Source organism: Micromonospora sp. NPDC047738 (assembly GCF_040642675.1).
Lineage (GTDB): Bacteria > Actinomycetota > Actinomycetes > Mycobacteriales > Micromonosporaceae > Micromonospora.
Genome location: NZ_JBEYSO010000035.1, coordinates 12628 through 27027, shown reverse-complemented (window position 1 = coordinate 27027; position 14400 = coordinate 12628). Strand labels below are relative to the sequence as shown.

At 73.4% G+C, this 14400-nt stretch carries 14 protein-coding genes, 2 pseudogenes and 1 riboswitch; of the genes and pseudogenes, 9 read left to right on the top strand and 7 right to left on the bottom strand.

Translation table 11 applies throughout. The features are described from left to right. Positions 1-684: pseudogene (locus tag ABZ783_RS32370) on the bottom strand (CDP-alcohol phosphatidyltransferase family protein); the annotation flags it as partial. 93 nt (positions 685-777) lie between these two features. Between ABZ783_RS32370 and ABZ783_RS32365 the strand changes: the two are divergent. Next, positions 778-1755 (top strand): dehydrogenase, encoded by a 978-nt coding sequence (locus tag ABZ783_RS32365; protein ID WP_357445186.1) that lies wholly within the window; start codon positions 778-780, stop codon positions 1753-1755. Positions 1756-1758: 3 nt separating this feature from the next. Then, positions 1759-2157, top strand: coding sequence for a 6-carboxytetrahydropterin synthase (locus ABZ783_RS32360; protein WP_357445184.1), 399 nt, complete (start codon positions 1759-1761; stop codon positions 2155-2157). 20 nt (positions 2158-2177) lie between these two features. On the opposite strand, the gene ABZ783_RS32355 is transcribed toward ABZ783_RS32360, so the two are convergent. Next, a complete protein-coding gene (locus ABZ783_RS32355; RefSeq protein ID WP_357445253.1) occupies positions 2178-3470 on the bottom strand; it encodes a transposase in 1293 nt (430 codons plus the stop codon). Between the two features lie 15 nt (positions 3471-3485). On the opposite strand from ABZ783_RS32355, the pseudogene tnpA reads away from it, so the two are divergent. The 6 genes and pseudogenes from tnpA (at position 3486) to ABZ783_RS32325 (ending at position 8300) form a co-directional block, all read left to right on the top strand. Then, a pseudogene (gene tnpA / locus ABZ783_RS32350) lies at positions 3486-3843 on the top strand (IS200/IS605 family transposase). Between the two features lie 106 nt (positions 3844-3949). Continuing rightward, positions 3950-4984, top strand: coding sequence for a glycosyltransferase family 4 protein (locus ABZ783_RS32345; RefSeq protein ID WP_357445181.1), 1035 nt, complete (start codon positions 3950-3952; stop codon positions 4982-4984). Then, positions 4981-5793: an SAM-dependent methyltransferase gene (locus tag ABZ783_RS32340; RefSeq protein WP_357445178.1), complete on the top strand. Its 813-nt coding sequence runs from the start codon at positions 4981-4983 to the stop codon at positions 5791-5793. Before ABZ783_RS32345 ends, ABZ783_RS32340 begins: the two co-directional genes overlap by 4 nt. 197 nt (positions 5794-5990) lie before the next feature. After that, positions 5991-6872: a lysylphosphatidylglycerol synthase domain-containing protein gene (locus ABZ783_RS32335; protein WP_357445250.1), complete on the top strand. Its 882-nt coding sequence runs from the start codon at positions 5991-5993 to the stop codon at positions 6870-6872. 70 nt (positions 6873-6942) lie between these two features. Beyond that, positions 6943-7590 carry a GTP cyclohydrolase II gene (ribA, locus tag ABZ783_RS32330; protein WP_357445175.1) on the top strand — a complete coding sequence of 216 codons (648 nt, stop codon included), beginning with the start codon at positions 6943-6945 and terminating at the stop codon, positions 7588-7590. Then, a complete protein-coding gene (locus ABZ783_RS32325) occupies positions 7587-8300 on the top strand; it encodes a dihydrofolate reductase family protein (protein ID WP_357445172.1) in 714 nt (237 codons plus the stop codon). The genes ribA and ABZ783_RS32325 overlap by 4 nt, the downstream gene beginning before the upstream one ends. Positions 8301-8381: 81 nt before the next feature. On the opposite strand, the gene ABZ783_RS32320 is transcribed toward ABZ783_RS32325, so the two are convergent. The 5 genes from ABZ783_RS32320 to ABZ783_RS32300 all read right to left on the bottom strand — a co-directional run bounded on the left by ABZ783_RS32320 (position 8382) and on the right by ABZ783_RS32300 (position 12843). After that, complete coding sequence (locus tag ABZ783_RS32320; RefSeq protein WP_357445169.1) at positions 8382-9137, bottom strand: amino acid ABC transporter ATP-binding protein; 756 nt, start codon at positions 9135-9137, stop codon at positions 8382-8384. Continuing rightward, positions 9134-9931 carry an amino acid ABC transporter permease gene (locus tag ABZ783_RS32315; RefSeq protein WP_357445166.1) on the bottom strand — a complete coding sequence of 266 codons (798 nt, stop codon included), beginning with the start codon at positions 9929-9931 and terminating at the stop codon, positions 9134-9136. The genes ABZ783_RS32320 and ABZ783_RS32315 overlap by 4 nt, the downstream gene beginning before the upstream one ends. A 41-nt stretch (positions 9932-9972) precedes the next feature. Next, on the bottom strand, positions 9973-10833 hold the full coding sequence (locus ABZ783_RS32310; RefSeq protein WP_357445163.1) for an ABC transporter substrate-binding protein: 861 nt from the start codon (positions 10831-10833) through the stop codon (positions 9973-9975). 107 nt (positions 10834-10940) lie between these two features. Then, complete coding sequence (locus ABZ783_RS32305; protein WP_357445160.1) at positions 10941-11066, bottom strand: hypothetical protein; 126 nt, start codon at positions 11064-11066, stop codon at positions 10941-10943. Between the two features lie 32 nt (positions 11067-11098). Next, positions 11099-11210, bottom strand: a riboswitch (SAM riboswitch). 82 nt (positions 11211-11292) lie between these two features. Next, positions 11293-12843 (bottom strand): NAD(P)/FAD-dependent oxidoreductase, encoded by a 1551-nt coding sequence (locus ABZ783_RS32300; protein WP_357445157.1) that lies wholly within the window; start codon positions 12841-12843, stop codon positions 11293-11295. A gap of 255 nt (positions 12844-13098) precedes the next feature. Between ABZ783_RS32300 and ABZ783_RS32295 the strand changes: the two genes are divergently transcribed. Beyond that, positions 13099-14346 carry a hypothetical protein gene (locus tag ABZ783_RS32295; RefSeq protein ID WP_357445154.1) on the top strand — a complete coding sequence of 416 codons (1248 nt, stop codon included), beginning with the start codon at positions 13099-13101 and terminating at the stop codon, positions 14344-14346. Positions 14347-14400 lie beyond the last annotated feature (54 nt).

The window sequence follows — 14400 nt, the reverse complement described above, 5'->3', positions numbered from 1 at the left end:
GCGGTGCCGCCAGAGCCAGGCCACATCGTGGCCGAACGACTCGACCAGCAGGGCCAGCGCGCCGGCCACCAGCGCGGCGGACGCCACCGGCGGCAGCAGGTGACTCGCCGCGACCGCCAGCACCACGCCCTGCGCCGCCGCGACGACCTTGCGCCAGTACCGGGGCGGCAGCGTGCCGCGCATCCAGGGCAGCAGCCAGCTCGCCGCGACGAAGGCGTACCGCATGCCGCCGATGGCGAGCACCCAGCCGCCGACGGACGGCGCCAGGTGGGCGCTGAGCACGAGGATCAGGAACGCGTCGACCTCCATGTCGAACCGCGCGCCCAGCGCGTTGGCCGTGCCGGTGCGCCGGGCCACCGCGCCGTCGACCGCGTCCAGCGCCAGCGCCACGGCGGTGAGCGGGACCAGCACCGCCGCCGGCGCCGGCCCGGCCCCGCCCGGCACCACCAGGGCCAGCACCCCGCCGACCAGCAGCGCCCGGGTCAGGGTCACCCGGTCGGCCGGGCCGAGCCGCTCCGCGCCGCTCGCGCGCAGGCCGCGCCACAGCAGGCCGCAGAGCACCCCGCCGTACGCCAGACCGGCGAGCCAGCCCGGCACGCCGATCCCCACCGTGCCGGCGAGCCCGGTCAGCAGAACGAACTGGACGATCAGCCCGACCAGTGGGCCGTTTCGAACCGTGGACACCCTGCCTCCGTGTCTATGATCGACAACCCCTGTCCATCAACACGGGAAATCCGGCCGACCGGTTCGGTCCGGAGGCGGAGCAGAGGAGAATCGGTGAACCGGCAACCCCGCGCCTTCTGGCTCCGCGCCCCAGGCGAGGGTGAACTGCGCCCGGTCGAACTCCCCCCGCCCGGCCCCGACGAGGTGCTGGTCCGCACCCTCTTCTCCGGTGTCAGCCGGGGCACCGAGACCCTGGTCTTCACCGGCCGGGTCCCCGCCGACCAGTACGCCAGCATGCGCGCACCGTTCCAGGAGGGCGACTTCCCGGCCCCGGTGAAGTACGGCTACCTGAGCGTCGGCACGGTCGAGGAGGGCCCGGACACGCTGCGCGGGCGGACCGTCTTCTGCCTGCACCCCCACCAGACCGGGTACGTGGTGCCGGCCGACGCGGTGGTGGTCGTACCCGAGAACGTGCCGGCGGCCCGGGCGGTGCTGGCCGGCACGGTGGAGACCGCGGTGAACGCGCTCTGGGACGCCGCGCCGCTGGTCGGCGACCGGGTGACCGTGATCGGCGCGGGCATGGTCGGCTGCTGTGTGGCCGCCCTGCTGGCCCGCTTCCCCGGCGTACGCACCGAGCTGGTCGACGCGGACCCGGCGCGGGCCGGGGTGGCCGCCGCGCTCGGGGTCGACTTCGCCCTCCCTGCCGACGCGGCCGGCGACCGGGACCTGGTGGTGCACGCCAGCGCCACCGCCGCCGGGCTGCAACGCGCGCTCGACCTGCTCCGCCCGGAGCGCAGCGTGCTCGAACTGAGCTGGTACGGCGACCGCCCGGTCACCCTGGCCCTGGGCGGCGCGTTCCACTCGAAGCGGCTGGGCGTGCGGAGCAGCCAGGTCGGCACGGTGTCGCCCCGGCGGGCCGACCGTAGCTACGCCGACCGGCTGGCGCTGGCCCTGGAACTGCTCGCCGACCCGGTGTTCGACGCGCTGCTCACCGGCCGGTCCCGCTTCGCCGAGCTGCCCGACGTGCTCGACCGGCTCGCCTCGGGCCGGCTGCCCGCGCTCTGCCACCTCATCACCTACGACGAGGAGTGATCAGTGTTCAGCGTGACCGTCCGGGACCACATGATGGTCGCCCACAGCTTCCGGGGTGAGGTGTTCGGCCCGGCCCAGCGGCTGCACGGCGCCACCTTCGTCGTCGACGCCACCTTCCGCCGGGCGGAGCTCGACGCCGACGGGATCGTGGTCGACATCGGCCTGGCCACCGAGCAGCTCAAGGCCGTGCTCGGCGAGCTGACCTACCGCAACCTGGACGACGAGCCGGCCTTCGCGGGGGTGAACACCACCACCGAGGTGCTGGCCCGCACGGTCGCCGACCGGCTCGCCGAGGCCGTGCACGCCGGCCGCCTCGGCGAGGACGCCCGCGGCCTCGCCGGGATCACCGTCACCCTGCACGAGTCGCACGTCGCCTGGGCCAGCTACGAGCGGTCCCTTTGACATCCTCTCCCGCCGAAGGGCTAAGGGCGGGAGGTTCCCGCTTCCATCGTCGTACGTCGTCGACGCTGGGTGGGTGGTCGACAGGGCACCTTTCGATCCCTGTCCCGGACTGCCCGCCCGGTGAGTGGGGGTGCCGCCTCGGCGGTGTCCCTGATGTTGATCGCGGCGTTCACGTCAGCGTTGGCCTGGTGTCCGCAGGACCCGCACCGGAACATCGCTTGGCTTTCGCGGTTGTTCGGGTCGGTGTTCCCGCAGCGGCTGCACCGCTGGGAGGTGAATGCGGCTGGCACCCTCACGATTCGGGTGCCGGTGATGCGTGCCTGGTTGGCCAGGGCTGTCTCGAACATGCCCCAGCCCTTGTCGAGAATCGCCCGGTTCAGTCCGGCCTTCTGGCGGACGTTCGTGCCGGGTTCCTCGATGGTGCCCTTCGCGGTGGCGGTCATCGCCTTGGTGTTGAGGTTTTCGAGCTTGACGGTCGCGGACTGGCGGCAGAGCCGGTTTGCGGCCCACATCAGGAAGTCGCGGCGCCGGTTACGGATCTTCGCCTCAGTCCGGGCGATCTCCACACGGACCTTACGGGCCCGGTTCGAGGTCTTCGCGCCGCGCTTGCGGCGGGCGGTCTCCTGCCGACCGGCTTTCGACTTGAGCCGGGCCAGGCCGCGTTCCTGGCCAGAGGTCGTGAAGGCTCGGTTCCACATGCGGCCGTCGGACATCGCCAGGGCAACCTTCACTCCGCGGTCGACGCCCACAACCGTGACGGGCCGGGCGTGCGCCTCGGGCGGCGTGACGCCGGTGTGGATGCCGAAACCGATGTGCCAGGCGACGCCGTCGAAGGACACGACCGCGTTGCGGACCGCGCCGCCCAAGGGGCGGGACCAGCGGAACCGGACCTCGCCGATCTTCGGGAGGGTGACGGCGCCCCAGCGGCGGTTGAGGCGGCGGACGTGGACCGCCTGACCGGGGAACGGAATCGACAGCCGGGCAGACCGACGTTTACGGGTCGGCGCCCCGGCCGGGTGCTGCGGGTTCCACCAGTTGCGGTACGCCTGATCCAGTTGCCGCAGCACCTGCTGACCGGACTGCGCCGGCAGGTCCGCCACCCAGTCGAAGTCCTTACGCGCCTCTGTCAAGAAGGCGCATTGCGCGGTGACCCCGAGTGTCGTCTTGCGCTGCTGCCAGGCAAACTGGCGCTGCCCCAACGCAGTGTTGTACAGCCAGCGGCACGTGTGCCCCCACGAGGCCAGACGCCCGGCCTGCTCGTCGCTGGGGTACAGCCGGTATCGCCGGCCGGTGTCCCCTTTCACACCCCGCATCCTACCCTTGGGCTCATGACCGTCGATGACCCGGTTCGTGCCTGGAGGCACTGCGCTTTTGTGCTTCATGCCCATTTGGTTTTCGTCACGGAGTACCGGGCGCGCGTCTTCACCGACGAACACCTGCGCTACCTCGAACAGGTGCTGCGGGACGTGTGCGAACAGTTCGAGTGCGAACTGGTCGAGTTCGACGGCGGAGACAACCACGTCCACCTGTTGGTCAACTTCCCACCCAAGGTGGCACTGTCCAAGCTAGTCAACTCCCTCAAGGGCGTGTCCTCGCGCTACCTACGCCGCGACCTCCCCGAAATCCGCCGGCGGGCTACTGTCGGTACTGCGCCTGTATATCGAACAGCAGAACCACCCCGACTAACCAGGATGACTCCAGGAACCCTCGCGGCCTTCGGTCGCTCGGAATCGGAAAGCCGCTTCACCCCTGCAATAAAGGGCGGCGAACTGCGGCGTGTCTCGGTAGCCGGATGAGGGTCGTCCACGTGGTGCTGCCGGGCGACATCGACGACCCGGCCACCCCCAGCGGCGGCAACGCGTACGACCGGCGAGCCTGCCACGGCCTGACCGCCCTCGGCTGGGCGGTGCGGGAGCACCCGGTGCCCGGCGGCTGGCCGCGTCCCGGGCCGGGGGAGCGGGCCGCCCTCGCCGGGGTGCTCGCCGGATTGCCCGACGGCGCGCTCGTGCTGCTCGACGGGCTGGTCGCGTCCGTGGCGCCCGAGGTGCTGGCGCCGCACGCCATGCGGCTACGCCTGGTGGTGCTGGTGCACCTGCCGCTGGAGGACGAGGCCGAGGCGTGGACCCTGGCGCTGGCCGCCGGCGTGGTCACCACCAGCGAATGGACCCGCCGCCGGCTGCTCGACCGGTACGCGCTGCCCGCCGGCCGGGTGTGGTCCGCCCCGCCCGGCGTGGACCCGGCGCCGGTCGCCCCCGGCTCACCGGCCGGCGGCCGGCTGCTCTGCGTCGCGGCGGTCACCCCGGTCAAGGGGCACGACGTGCTCGCCGCCGCCCTGGCCACGCTCACCGACCTGCCCTGGACCTGCGACTGCGTCGGCGCGCTCACCCGGGATCCCGGCTTCGTCGACCGGCTCCGGCGGCAGCTCACCGACACCGGGCTGGCCGACCGGGTCCGGCTGCCGGGCCCGTGCACCGGCGCCGCGCTGGACGCCGCGTACGCCGCCGCCGACCTGCTGGTCCTGCCGTCCCGGCAGGAGACGTACGGGATGGCGGTCACCGAGGCGCTCGCGCGGGGCGTACCGGTGCTGGGCAGCGCGACCGGCGGGCTGCCGGAGGCGCTCGGGCACGCCCCGGACGGCGCCCGGCCCGGCCTGCTCGTACCTCCAGACGACCCCGCGGCGCTGGCCGCGGCGCTGCGCGGCTGGCTCACCGGGCCGGACCTGCGGACCCGGCTGCGCGGCGCGGCCCGGCGCCGGCGGGACACCCTCACCGGCTGGACGGTCACCGCGGACCGGCTGGCGACGGCCCTGACGGAGGCGACGGCATGACCACCCTGCTCCCACCCGACTTCGCCGACTGGCTGCGGCTGCGCGAGCCCGCCGACGCGGCGGCCCGCTCGGCCGAGCTGGTCGACGTGGTCCGCCACCGGCTGCCGGCCCACCGCCCGGTGGTCGTGCACGACCTGGGCAGCGGCACCGGCTCGATGGCCCGCTGGCTCGCGCCCCGGCTGCCCGGACCGCAGCACTGGGTGCTGCACGAGCGGGACGCCGACCTGCGGGCGCTCGCCGCCGCCGAGCTGGTGCACGTGGCCGCCGACGGCAGCCCGGTCACCGTGGAGACCTGCGGCTCCGACATCACCCGGTTGCGGGCCGCCGACCTCGCCGACGCCCACCTGGTCACCGCGTCGGCGCTGCTGGACATGCTCACCGCCGAGGAGATCGAGCAGATCGTGACCGCCTGCGCCGGCCACCCCACCCTCTTCGCGATCTCCGTGCTCGGCCGGGTCGAGTTCAGCCCGGCCGACCCGCTCGACGCCGAGTTCGCCGCCGCGTTCAACGCCCACCAGCGCCGCACCGCCAGCGGGCGGGCCCTGCTCGGGCCGCACGCGGTGGACGCCACCGTGGCGGCCTTCCGCCGCCGGGGGGTCGGCGTGCAGGTCCGCGCCAGCCCGTGGCGGCTCGGCCCGGACCAGGCGGCGCTGACCGCCGAGTGGCTGGTCGGCTGGCTCGACGCGGCCGTGGCGGAGCGGCCGGAGCTGGTCGGCGCGGTCGGGGCGTACGGGGACCGGCGGCTGGCCGAGGCGGCGGCCGGCCGGCTGCGGGTGGTGCTGCACCACGCCGACCTGCTGGCGGGGTGAACCGTGGCGCCCCACGGCACGTGACAACAGGTGGACGCAGGGAGGACCGGTTGTCACATGCCAGCATCGTCACGACCACCAAGGCGCTCCCGGACCCTCCCGCGGTCACCAACTCCGGCCCGGCCGCCGTCGAGGCCGGCCCGCCCCCGGCGACCCGGTCGCCCTGGCCGTGGGTCCGGGCGCTCGGCGGGCTCGGGGTGCTCGCCGTCCTGGTCTGGTCGGTGGGTACCGGCCCGTTCCTGGCCGGGCTGCGGCTGATCGACGCGCCGGCCCTCGCCGCCGCGCTCGCTGTCGGGGCGGTCACCACGGTCTGCTGCGCCTGGCGCTGGTCACTGGTCGCCGGCGGGTTGGGCATCCGGCTGCCGCTGCCCGCCGCCGTGGCTCACTGCTACCGGGCGGTCTTCCTCAACTCCACCCTCCCCGGCGGGGTGCTCGGCGACGTGCACCGGGCGACCCGGCACGGCCGCGACGCTGGGGACGTGCTCCGGGGCGTCCGGGCGGTGGTCTGGGAGCGTACCGCCGGGCAGGTGGTGCAGCTGGTCATCGCGGTGGCCGTGCTGGCCGTGCTGCCCTCCCCGGTCCGGCCGTACCTGCCGGCGGTGGTGGCCGGCCTGGTCGCCGCCGGGCTGGGACTGGTGCTGTTGGCCCGGGCGGTGCCCCGCTCCGGCGCGTCCCGGTGGGCCCGGGCGGCGCGTACCGCGGTGGCGGACGTCCGGGCCGGGCTGCTCGCCCGGCGGACCTGGCTCGGCGTGGTGCTGGCCTCCGCTGTGGCGGTCGCCGGCCACCTGGCCACCTTCCTGATCGCGGCGCGCACCGCCGGCGCCGACGCGCCGCTGTCCCGGCTGCTGCCGCTGACCCTGCTGGCCCTGCTCGCCATGGGGGTGCCGGCGAACGTGGCCGGTTTCGGGCCGCGCGAGGGGGTGGCCGCCTGGGCGTTCGCCGCCGCCGGGCTCAGCGCCGCCCAGGGCGTCGCCACCGCCACGGTGTACGGGGCGCTGGTCCTGGTCGCCAGCCTGCCCGGCGCGGCGGTGCTGCTGGTGCGCAGGTTCCCTTCGCGGGTGTCCGGCGACTGTCGGTGATCCCACCTACGGTGAGGGTGCGAGGTGTGCGGTGCCGGCGCGTCCGGCAGCCCCGGACGAAGGAGAACGGATGGACGAAGCGCTGCCCACGGCGACGGTCCGGACCCAGGTCACGGTCCCGCTGCGGTTCCCCGACGGGTACGTGACGGCCGCCCGGGTCTACTCCTTTCACGGCCTGGTGGACGGCCGCGAGCACCTCGCCTTCGGGCTCGGCGACCGGGCGGGAGACTCGGCCGCCCCGGACGCGTCCCCGCCGCTGGTGCGCCCGCACAGCGAGTGCCTCACCGGAGACGTGTTCGGCAGCCAACGCTGCGACTGCGGTCCCCAGCTGCGGGAGGCGGTCGAGCGGATCGCCGAGGCCGGCGGCTACCTGCTCTACCTGCGCCAGGAGGGCCGGGGCATCGGCCTGTACGCCAAGCTCGACGCGTACGCCCTCCAGGACGGGGGCCTCGACACGTACGAGGCGAACGTGGCGCTGGGCCGGGGCGCCGACGAGCGCGACTACACCGTGGCCGCGCAGATGCTCGCCGCGCTGGGCGTGACCCGGGTGGACCTGCTCAGCAACAACCCGGACAAGGCGGTCCAGCTCGACCGGCTGGGCGTGACGGTGGTCGACCGGGTGCCGACCGGGGTGCACCTGTCCCCGGCGAACGCCAGCTACCTGGCGGCGAAGGCGACCCGTGCCGACCATGCCCTCGACCTGCCGTTCGTGCCGTGACCGCCCGGCCGTACGTGCTGCTCAGCTGCGCGATGTCGATCGACGGCTACATCGACGACGCCTCCACCGGGCGGCTGCTGCTCTCCAACGACTCCGACTTCGACCGGATCGACGAGGTCCGGGCCGGGTGCGACGCGATCCTGGTCGGTGCCGCTACCGTCCGCCGGGACGATCCGAGGCTGCTGGTGCGCTCCGCGCGGCGGCGCGCCGACCGGGTGGCGCGCGGCCTGCCCCCGTCGCCGGTCAAGGTCACCGTCACCGGCAGCGGCGACCTCGACCCGGCCGCCCGCTTCTTCGCCCACGGCGACGGGGTGAAGCTGGTCTACTGCCCGGGTGGCGCGGTCGAGAAGACCCGGGAGCAGGTGGGCGAGGTGGCCACCGTTGTCGACGCGGGCGAGCCGGTCACCCCGGCGGCGGTGCTCGCCGACCTCGCCGCGCGGGGCGTACGCCGGCTGATGGTGGAGGGCGGCGGCAGCGTGCACGCCCAGTTCCTCGCCGCCGGCCTCGCCGACGAGTTGCACCTGGTGGTGGCGCCGTTCTTCGTGGGCGACGGCCGGGCGCCCCGCTTCGTGGCGGACGGCTGCTACCCCTGGCACCCGGGCCGCCGTGCCCGGGTCGTCGAGGTACGCCAGATCGGCGACGTGGTGCTTACCCGGTACGCCCTCTCCGACCGCTGCGACGGACGCGGCGGCGGGCTCGGCGGCGGGTAGCGGCGCGAGATCGGCGAGGTGGCGGTGTCCCGACGCGCCGGACACCGCCGCCTCGCCGATCTCGCGCAACCGGTCGGACGGTCAGAGCACCTGGGACAGGAACCGGCGCAGCCGCGGGTGCTCCGGCGCCTCGAAGACGGCGGCCGGCTCGCCGGCCTCCAGCACGACGCCCCGGTCGATGAACGCCACCGTGTCGGCCACCTCGCGGGCGAACCCCATCTCGTGGGTGACCACCACCATGGTCATGCCGGCGGCGGAGAGGTCGGCCATCACCCCGAGCACGCCCTTGACCAGCTCCGGGTCGAGCGCCGAGGTGGCCTCGTCGAAGAGCATCACCTGCGGCCGCAGGGCCAGCGCCCGGGCGATCGCCACCCGCTGCTGCTGCCCGCCGGAGAGGTGCGCCGGCCGGGCGTCGGCCTTGGCGGCCAGCCCGACGAGATCCAACTGGGCCCGGGCCACCTGCACCGCCTCGTCCTCGGAGAGCTTCTTCAGCTTCCGCAGGGCGAGGGTGATGTTGCGCAGCACGGTCATGTGCGGGAAGAGGTTGAACTGCTGGAAAACCATGCCGATCCGCTGGCGCAGCGCGTCCGGGTCGTCGCGCAGCACGCTGCGGCCGTCCAGCAGCACGTCGCCGCGGTCCGGCTCGATGAGCCGGTTGATGGTGCGCAGCAGGGTCGACTTGCCGGATCCGGACGGGCCGATCACGCAGGTGGTGCCGCCCCGGGCCACGTCCAGGTCAGCGCCCCGCAGCACCTGATGCGCGCCGAAGGCCAGGTGCACGTCCCGGACGGCCAGGCTGACCGAGGTGTCGGTGGTGGCGGTGGCGGTCGTGCTCATCGCGGGTCCCTCCGTCCGGTGGTGGGCAGACCGGTCTCCCCGGCCAGGGCCAGGCCGGCGTCGTCGGCGTCGTCCGGGGCGACGGCGACGCTGCGGCCCTGCCGCAGCCGGCGGTCGATCCAGTTGACCGCGTGGGTCAGCGGCACGGTCAGCGCCAGGTAGCACAGGCCGGCCAGCAGCAGCGCCGACTCGTTGCCGGTCGTGGCCGCGTAGTCCTGGCCGATCCGGAACAGCTCGCGCTGGCTGGCCACCAGGCCGAGGAAGTAGACCAGGCTGGAGTCCTTGATCAGGGCGATCAGCTGGTTGACCCACGCCGGCAGCACCCGGCGTACCCCCTGCGGGACGATGACCAGCCGCATCGCCTCGCCCCAGGAGAAGCCGAGGGCCCGGGCCCCCTCCAACTGGGCGGCCTCCACGCTCTGGATGCCGGAGCGGAAGATCTCCCCGATGTAGGCGGCGGCGATCAGCGACAGCGCCAGCACCCCGAGCGGGTAGGGGTTCGGCCCCCACACCTGCATGCCGAGCGGCGCCAGGCCGACGCCGATGAGCAGGATGGTCGCCGCCGCCGGCAGGCCGCGGAACACGTCGGTGTAGACCCGGGCCGGCCACCGCAACCATCGGGTACGCGAGATGCCCGCGATCGCCAGCAGCATGCCCAGCACCGAGCCGAGCAGGGCGGCGGAGACCGCCAGGATCAGCGTGTTCGGCAGCCCGACCGTCAGCATCTCGGGCAGCGCCTCGCGCATGGAGTCCCAGTCGAAGAAGGTCTCCCACAGGGTGCTCAACGGATCCATCAGACGTCTCTCCTACCGCCCCGCTCGTTCGTCGTCGTACGTCAGGAAGCCGCCGACGGCGACGGCACCGCGACCGCGCCGCTGCCGGGCTTGAAGTCGGCCGGGATCGGCCGGCCCGGGTAGTACTGCGCCTGCAGCTTGCTCCAGGTGCCGTCGGCGATCACCTCGTCGAGGCCCTTGTTCAGCGCCTGGCGCAGCTTGTCGTTGCCCTTGGCGACCGCGTACGCGGTCGGGGCCGGGCTGAGCTGCTTGGCGGCCACCTTGATCTTGCCGTTGCTGTCGGCGGCGGACTTGTCGCCGATCTCGGCCGGGGCGATCCAGGCGTCGGCGGTGCCGGCCTTGAGCTGGTTGATCGCGCCGTTGTAGTCGGGCACCCGCACCGGGTTGAGGTTCTCCCGGGTGGCGTAGTCGTCCTGCACCGTGCCCTGCACGACCACCACCCGCTTGCCGGCGAGCTGGTCGAAGCTGGTGATCGACGAGCCGGCCGGCACGTCCAGCCCGAAGTAGCCGAAGTCGTAGCCGTTGCCGAAGTCGACGGTCTTCTTGCGGGCCTCGGTGATGGTGATGGACGAGCTGCCCACATCGAACTTGTGGTTGTTGACCTGCGAGAGCAGGGCCGAGAAGTCGGTGCCGACGAACTCGACCTTCAGGCCCACCTTGGCGGCGACCGCGCTGAGCAGGTCGTTGTCGAAGCCGGTGAACTTGCCGTCCTTCAGGTAGACGTTCGGCGGGGCGTCGGTGAGCGTGCCGGCCCGCAGCACGCCGGCCTGGAGCAGGCCGTACGGGTTGGCGGCCTCGCTGGTGGCGCCGCCGTTGTCGCCGCAGGCGGTCAGCGCGGTGGCGGCGAGCACGGCGGCGGCGCCGAGCGCGGCGACGCGGGTCAGGGCAGGAAGGAATCGCACAGGTGTCTCCAGGGTCGAATGGCGACGGGGGCGTACGCCGCCGACGGCGCGCCCGGGACGGACGAGCCGGAAGGGATGGTGCGGAAGGAAGGGAGGGAGGTGGGCGCTCAGCGCATTCGGCGACAGGCGTCGCTGCACACCCGCATCAGGTCGACGTGCCGGCGCTTGACCAGCGCGAAACCGGCCGGGTAGGCGACGCCGTCGGCGGGCAGGGTACGGAGGTGAGCAGACACGGTTCTCCCTGGTCGGTGATGACCTGGGTACCAGGCCACGCTTGCACCGACGTGCTGCCGGTGCCTGGTCCTCACCCGGGGCACCCCACCGCGGAGGAGGGTTGCCGGCCAGCGAGCCGGGGCTTGGCGCTGGCGCTCATGACCTGGCGAGAAGGCTAGCAGCAGCCCCGCCCGGGACGTCCAGTCGTTATGACCACCCTCACGTCACAGCCCTTACCCAGCCGGCTCAGGGGCGCCGTACCGGAGCGGGCCGGGCGGCCCGGACCGACCCGATCCGGCGGTACCCGACGCGGCCGCTCGGGCGGGCGGGCACGATCGGGGCGTCCCGGCCGGTGCCGTGCCGGCCGTCGCCGGACGACCGCTGCTCGTGGTACTCCTGCTCGACGTTGACGGTCCAGACGTCGTGCCGGCTGCCGTGGGCGATGTTCTCGGCGGTCAGCATCGCCGTCAGCATCGAGTGGTCCTGGTTGTTGTAACGGTGCATCCCGTTGCGCCCCACCGGGTGCACGTTCGGCACCTCGCGGGCCAGCCAGTCCCGGATCACGTCCAGGTTCCGCTGGTACCGCTCGTCGTAGACCGGGTACGCCTTCGGCATCCGCACCACGTGGCCGGCCTTTACGCAGCCGGGACGGACCAGGCCGAGCCGCTCCAGTTCCGCGGTGGCGAGCGCGACCAGTTCCTCGTCCGGGGTACGCCACATCTCGTCGTCCTCGAAGACGAAGTACTCCAGCCCGAGACAGGTACGCCCGTCCTTGACCAGGTACGGCGACCAGGAGCCGAAGTTCTGGATGCGGCCCACCCGCACGGCCGGATCGTGTACGTAGATCCAGTTGTCGGGGAAGGAGAACTCGGCGGGCACCACCAGGGCGACGGTCAGAAAGTCCCGGTAGCGCAGGTCGTCGGCGGCGGCGCGGACCCCGGGCGGGGCCGCCGGGCGCATGGCGTGGACCAGCGCGGAGATCGGCATCGAGCAGACGACGTGGTCGGCCCGCTCGGTGCGTTCCCCGTCCGCGTCGGCCACGGTCACGCCGGTCGCCCGCCGGGTCGCTGGATCCCGGTGCACGGCGGTCACGCGGATGCGGGTAGCCACCGATCCGCCCCGCTTCTGCACCTCCTCGGCGCAGCGCTCCCACATCATTCCGGGCCCGAACTTCGGATACTGGAACTCGTCGATCAGGCTCGTCACGTCCGTGCGGTTGCGCCCAGGCAGCAGGGCGTTGCGTAGCGCCTTGGCGAGCGAGAGGTTCTTGATCCGCTGCGCCGCCCAGTCGGCCTGCAACTGGTCAGCCGGCATCCCCCAGACCTTCTCGGTGTAGGTCTTGAAGAAGATCGAGTAGAGCCGCCACCCGAACCGGGCCGACACCCAGCCCTCGAAGTGCGACTGGTCCTTCGGCGGCCGCAGCCGCGTCCACGCGTACGAGCCGAGACAGCGAACCGCCTCGGCGATGCCCAGGTTGCGCAGCGCGTTGCCGGCGTTCAGGGGGTAGTCGAAGAGCGCGCCGCGGTAGTAGATCCGGCTCATCCGGGGTCGGAGCAGGAAGTCCTCATCCGGCAGGAGCTCGTGCCAGAGGGCCTCGACCCGGGCGACCTTGGTGAAGAACCGGTGCCCCCCGATGTCGAAGCGCCAGCCGTCCCGTTCGACCGTGCGGCTGATGCCGCCCACGACGTCGTCGGCTTCGAAGACACGGACCGGCTCGCCGTGGCGCAGCAGTTCGTACGCGGCGGTCAGACCCGCCGGTCCCGCGCCGATGATCACGGTGCCGTTGTCGTCGCCCATGCTGCCCGGAGCCCCCCCGCTGCCGTGTCGGATGCGGCAGCGCGCATACCCGTCCGGCGCCCCGTCTCACCTGTGCCGGCCGGGCGAATCTCACCCGCATCCGGTCCGCCGCGGCTCCGTCCGTGGACACAATCCACTCGGTTCGGCGACGACCACGGGTGGGCGAGGCCAACGGGATGTCGGGGACCTCCGCGGTCCGGCGGTCGGTCGCGGTCGCGACGACCCGGTGGGGGACGGATGGGTGGCGGGCTGCGGGTGGGCCGTGCGACCCCGGTTGCCCGCCGCTCCCGCCTCCGCGATCGGCTGCGGCCGCTGGCCCGTGCGACGTCCGGGCTCGCCGCCCGGGTGCCCGCCCCCTGGGGCTTCGTGCTCGCCGTCTTCGTCGGGTCGAAGGTCGTGCTCAGCCTGATCGGCGTGGCCGTGCTGGCCGCCTGGGACGGGGTGCCCGGCGCGCCACCCGCAGACGAGACGCTGATGCGCGCCCAGCAGCACGATGTCTCGCCGCACCGCTGGATCTCCCTCTGGTTCGCCTGGGACTCCTTCCTCTACGACTATCTCGCCCAGGTGCCGCTCGACCGGCCCTGGCGCGACTTCGGCTTCCCACTGCTCTACCCGTTCCTCGCCCGGCCGTTCGCCGTGCTGCTCGGCGGGCACACCGCGTGGGCACTGCTGCTGGTCAGCAACGCCGCCCTCGTGTTCCAGCTCTACTACGCCCATCAGCTCGGCGGTCGCCTGCTCGGCGACAACGACGCGGACGCCGCCGCCTCGGGGCGCCGGTTCACCCGCTACCTGCTGCTCCTGCCGGCCGCCTTCCTGTTTCAGGCGGCGCTGACCGAGTCGCTCTTCCTCTGCCTCGCCCTGGCCGCCTTCTGGTACGCCGAGCAGGGCCGCTGGCCGCTGGTCGGGATCGTCGGCTACTTCCTCGCGCTGAGTCGCTCGATCGGCTTCCTGGTGGTCGTCCCGCTCGCCCTGGTGCTGCTGCGCCAGCACGGCTACCGCCTCGGGCTCCGGTCGCTCGGTCGATACCTGAGGATCGGCTGGCCGCTGCTGCTCGTGCCGGCCGGGTGGCTGACCTTCATGGCGTTCGGCAAGTGGCAGAGCGGCGACTGGTACGCGTACAAGCACGCCCAGGAAGAGGGCTGGGGCATCAGCGTGCAGAATCCGCTGGGGGTGATCAGCCACGGGCTGACCGGCTCGTCGGGCGACGCCCTACGGGCCTGGGTCGCCGTGGCCGTGTTGGTGGTGGCGCTCGTCGGCCTGCGTCGGGCCGAGCTGCCTTACCTGGTCTACACGGTGATCGTGGTGCTGGTGCCGCTGTCGATGGGACCGCCGGTGTACCGGAGCCTGCTCCGCTACCTGCTCGCCGCCTTCCCGGTCGCCCTGGTGCTGGCCCGCTGGGCCCACCGGGCCACCCTCGACAGCTGGCTGACCGCCGCTCTGGCGCTAATCCAGGGCGCGCTGTTCGCGGTGTGGCTGACCTACTGGACCCACTTCATCATTTGACGTGCGTGACCGCCGCGGACCCGTCGAGCATGCCGGGCGTGATCAGGGTAGCCC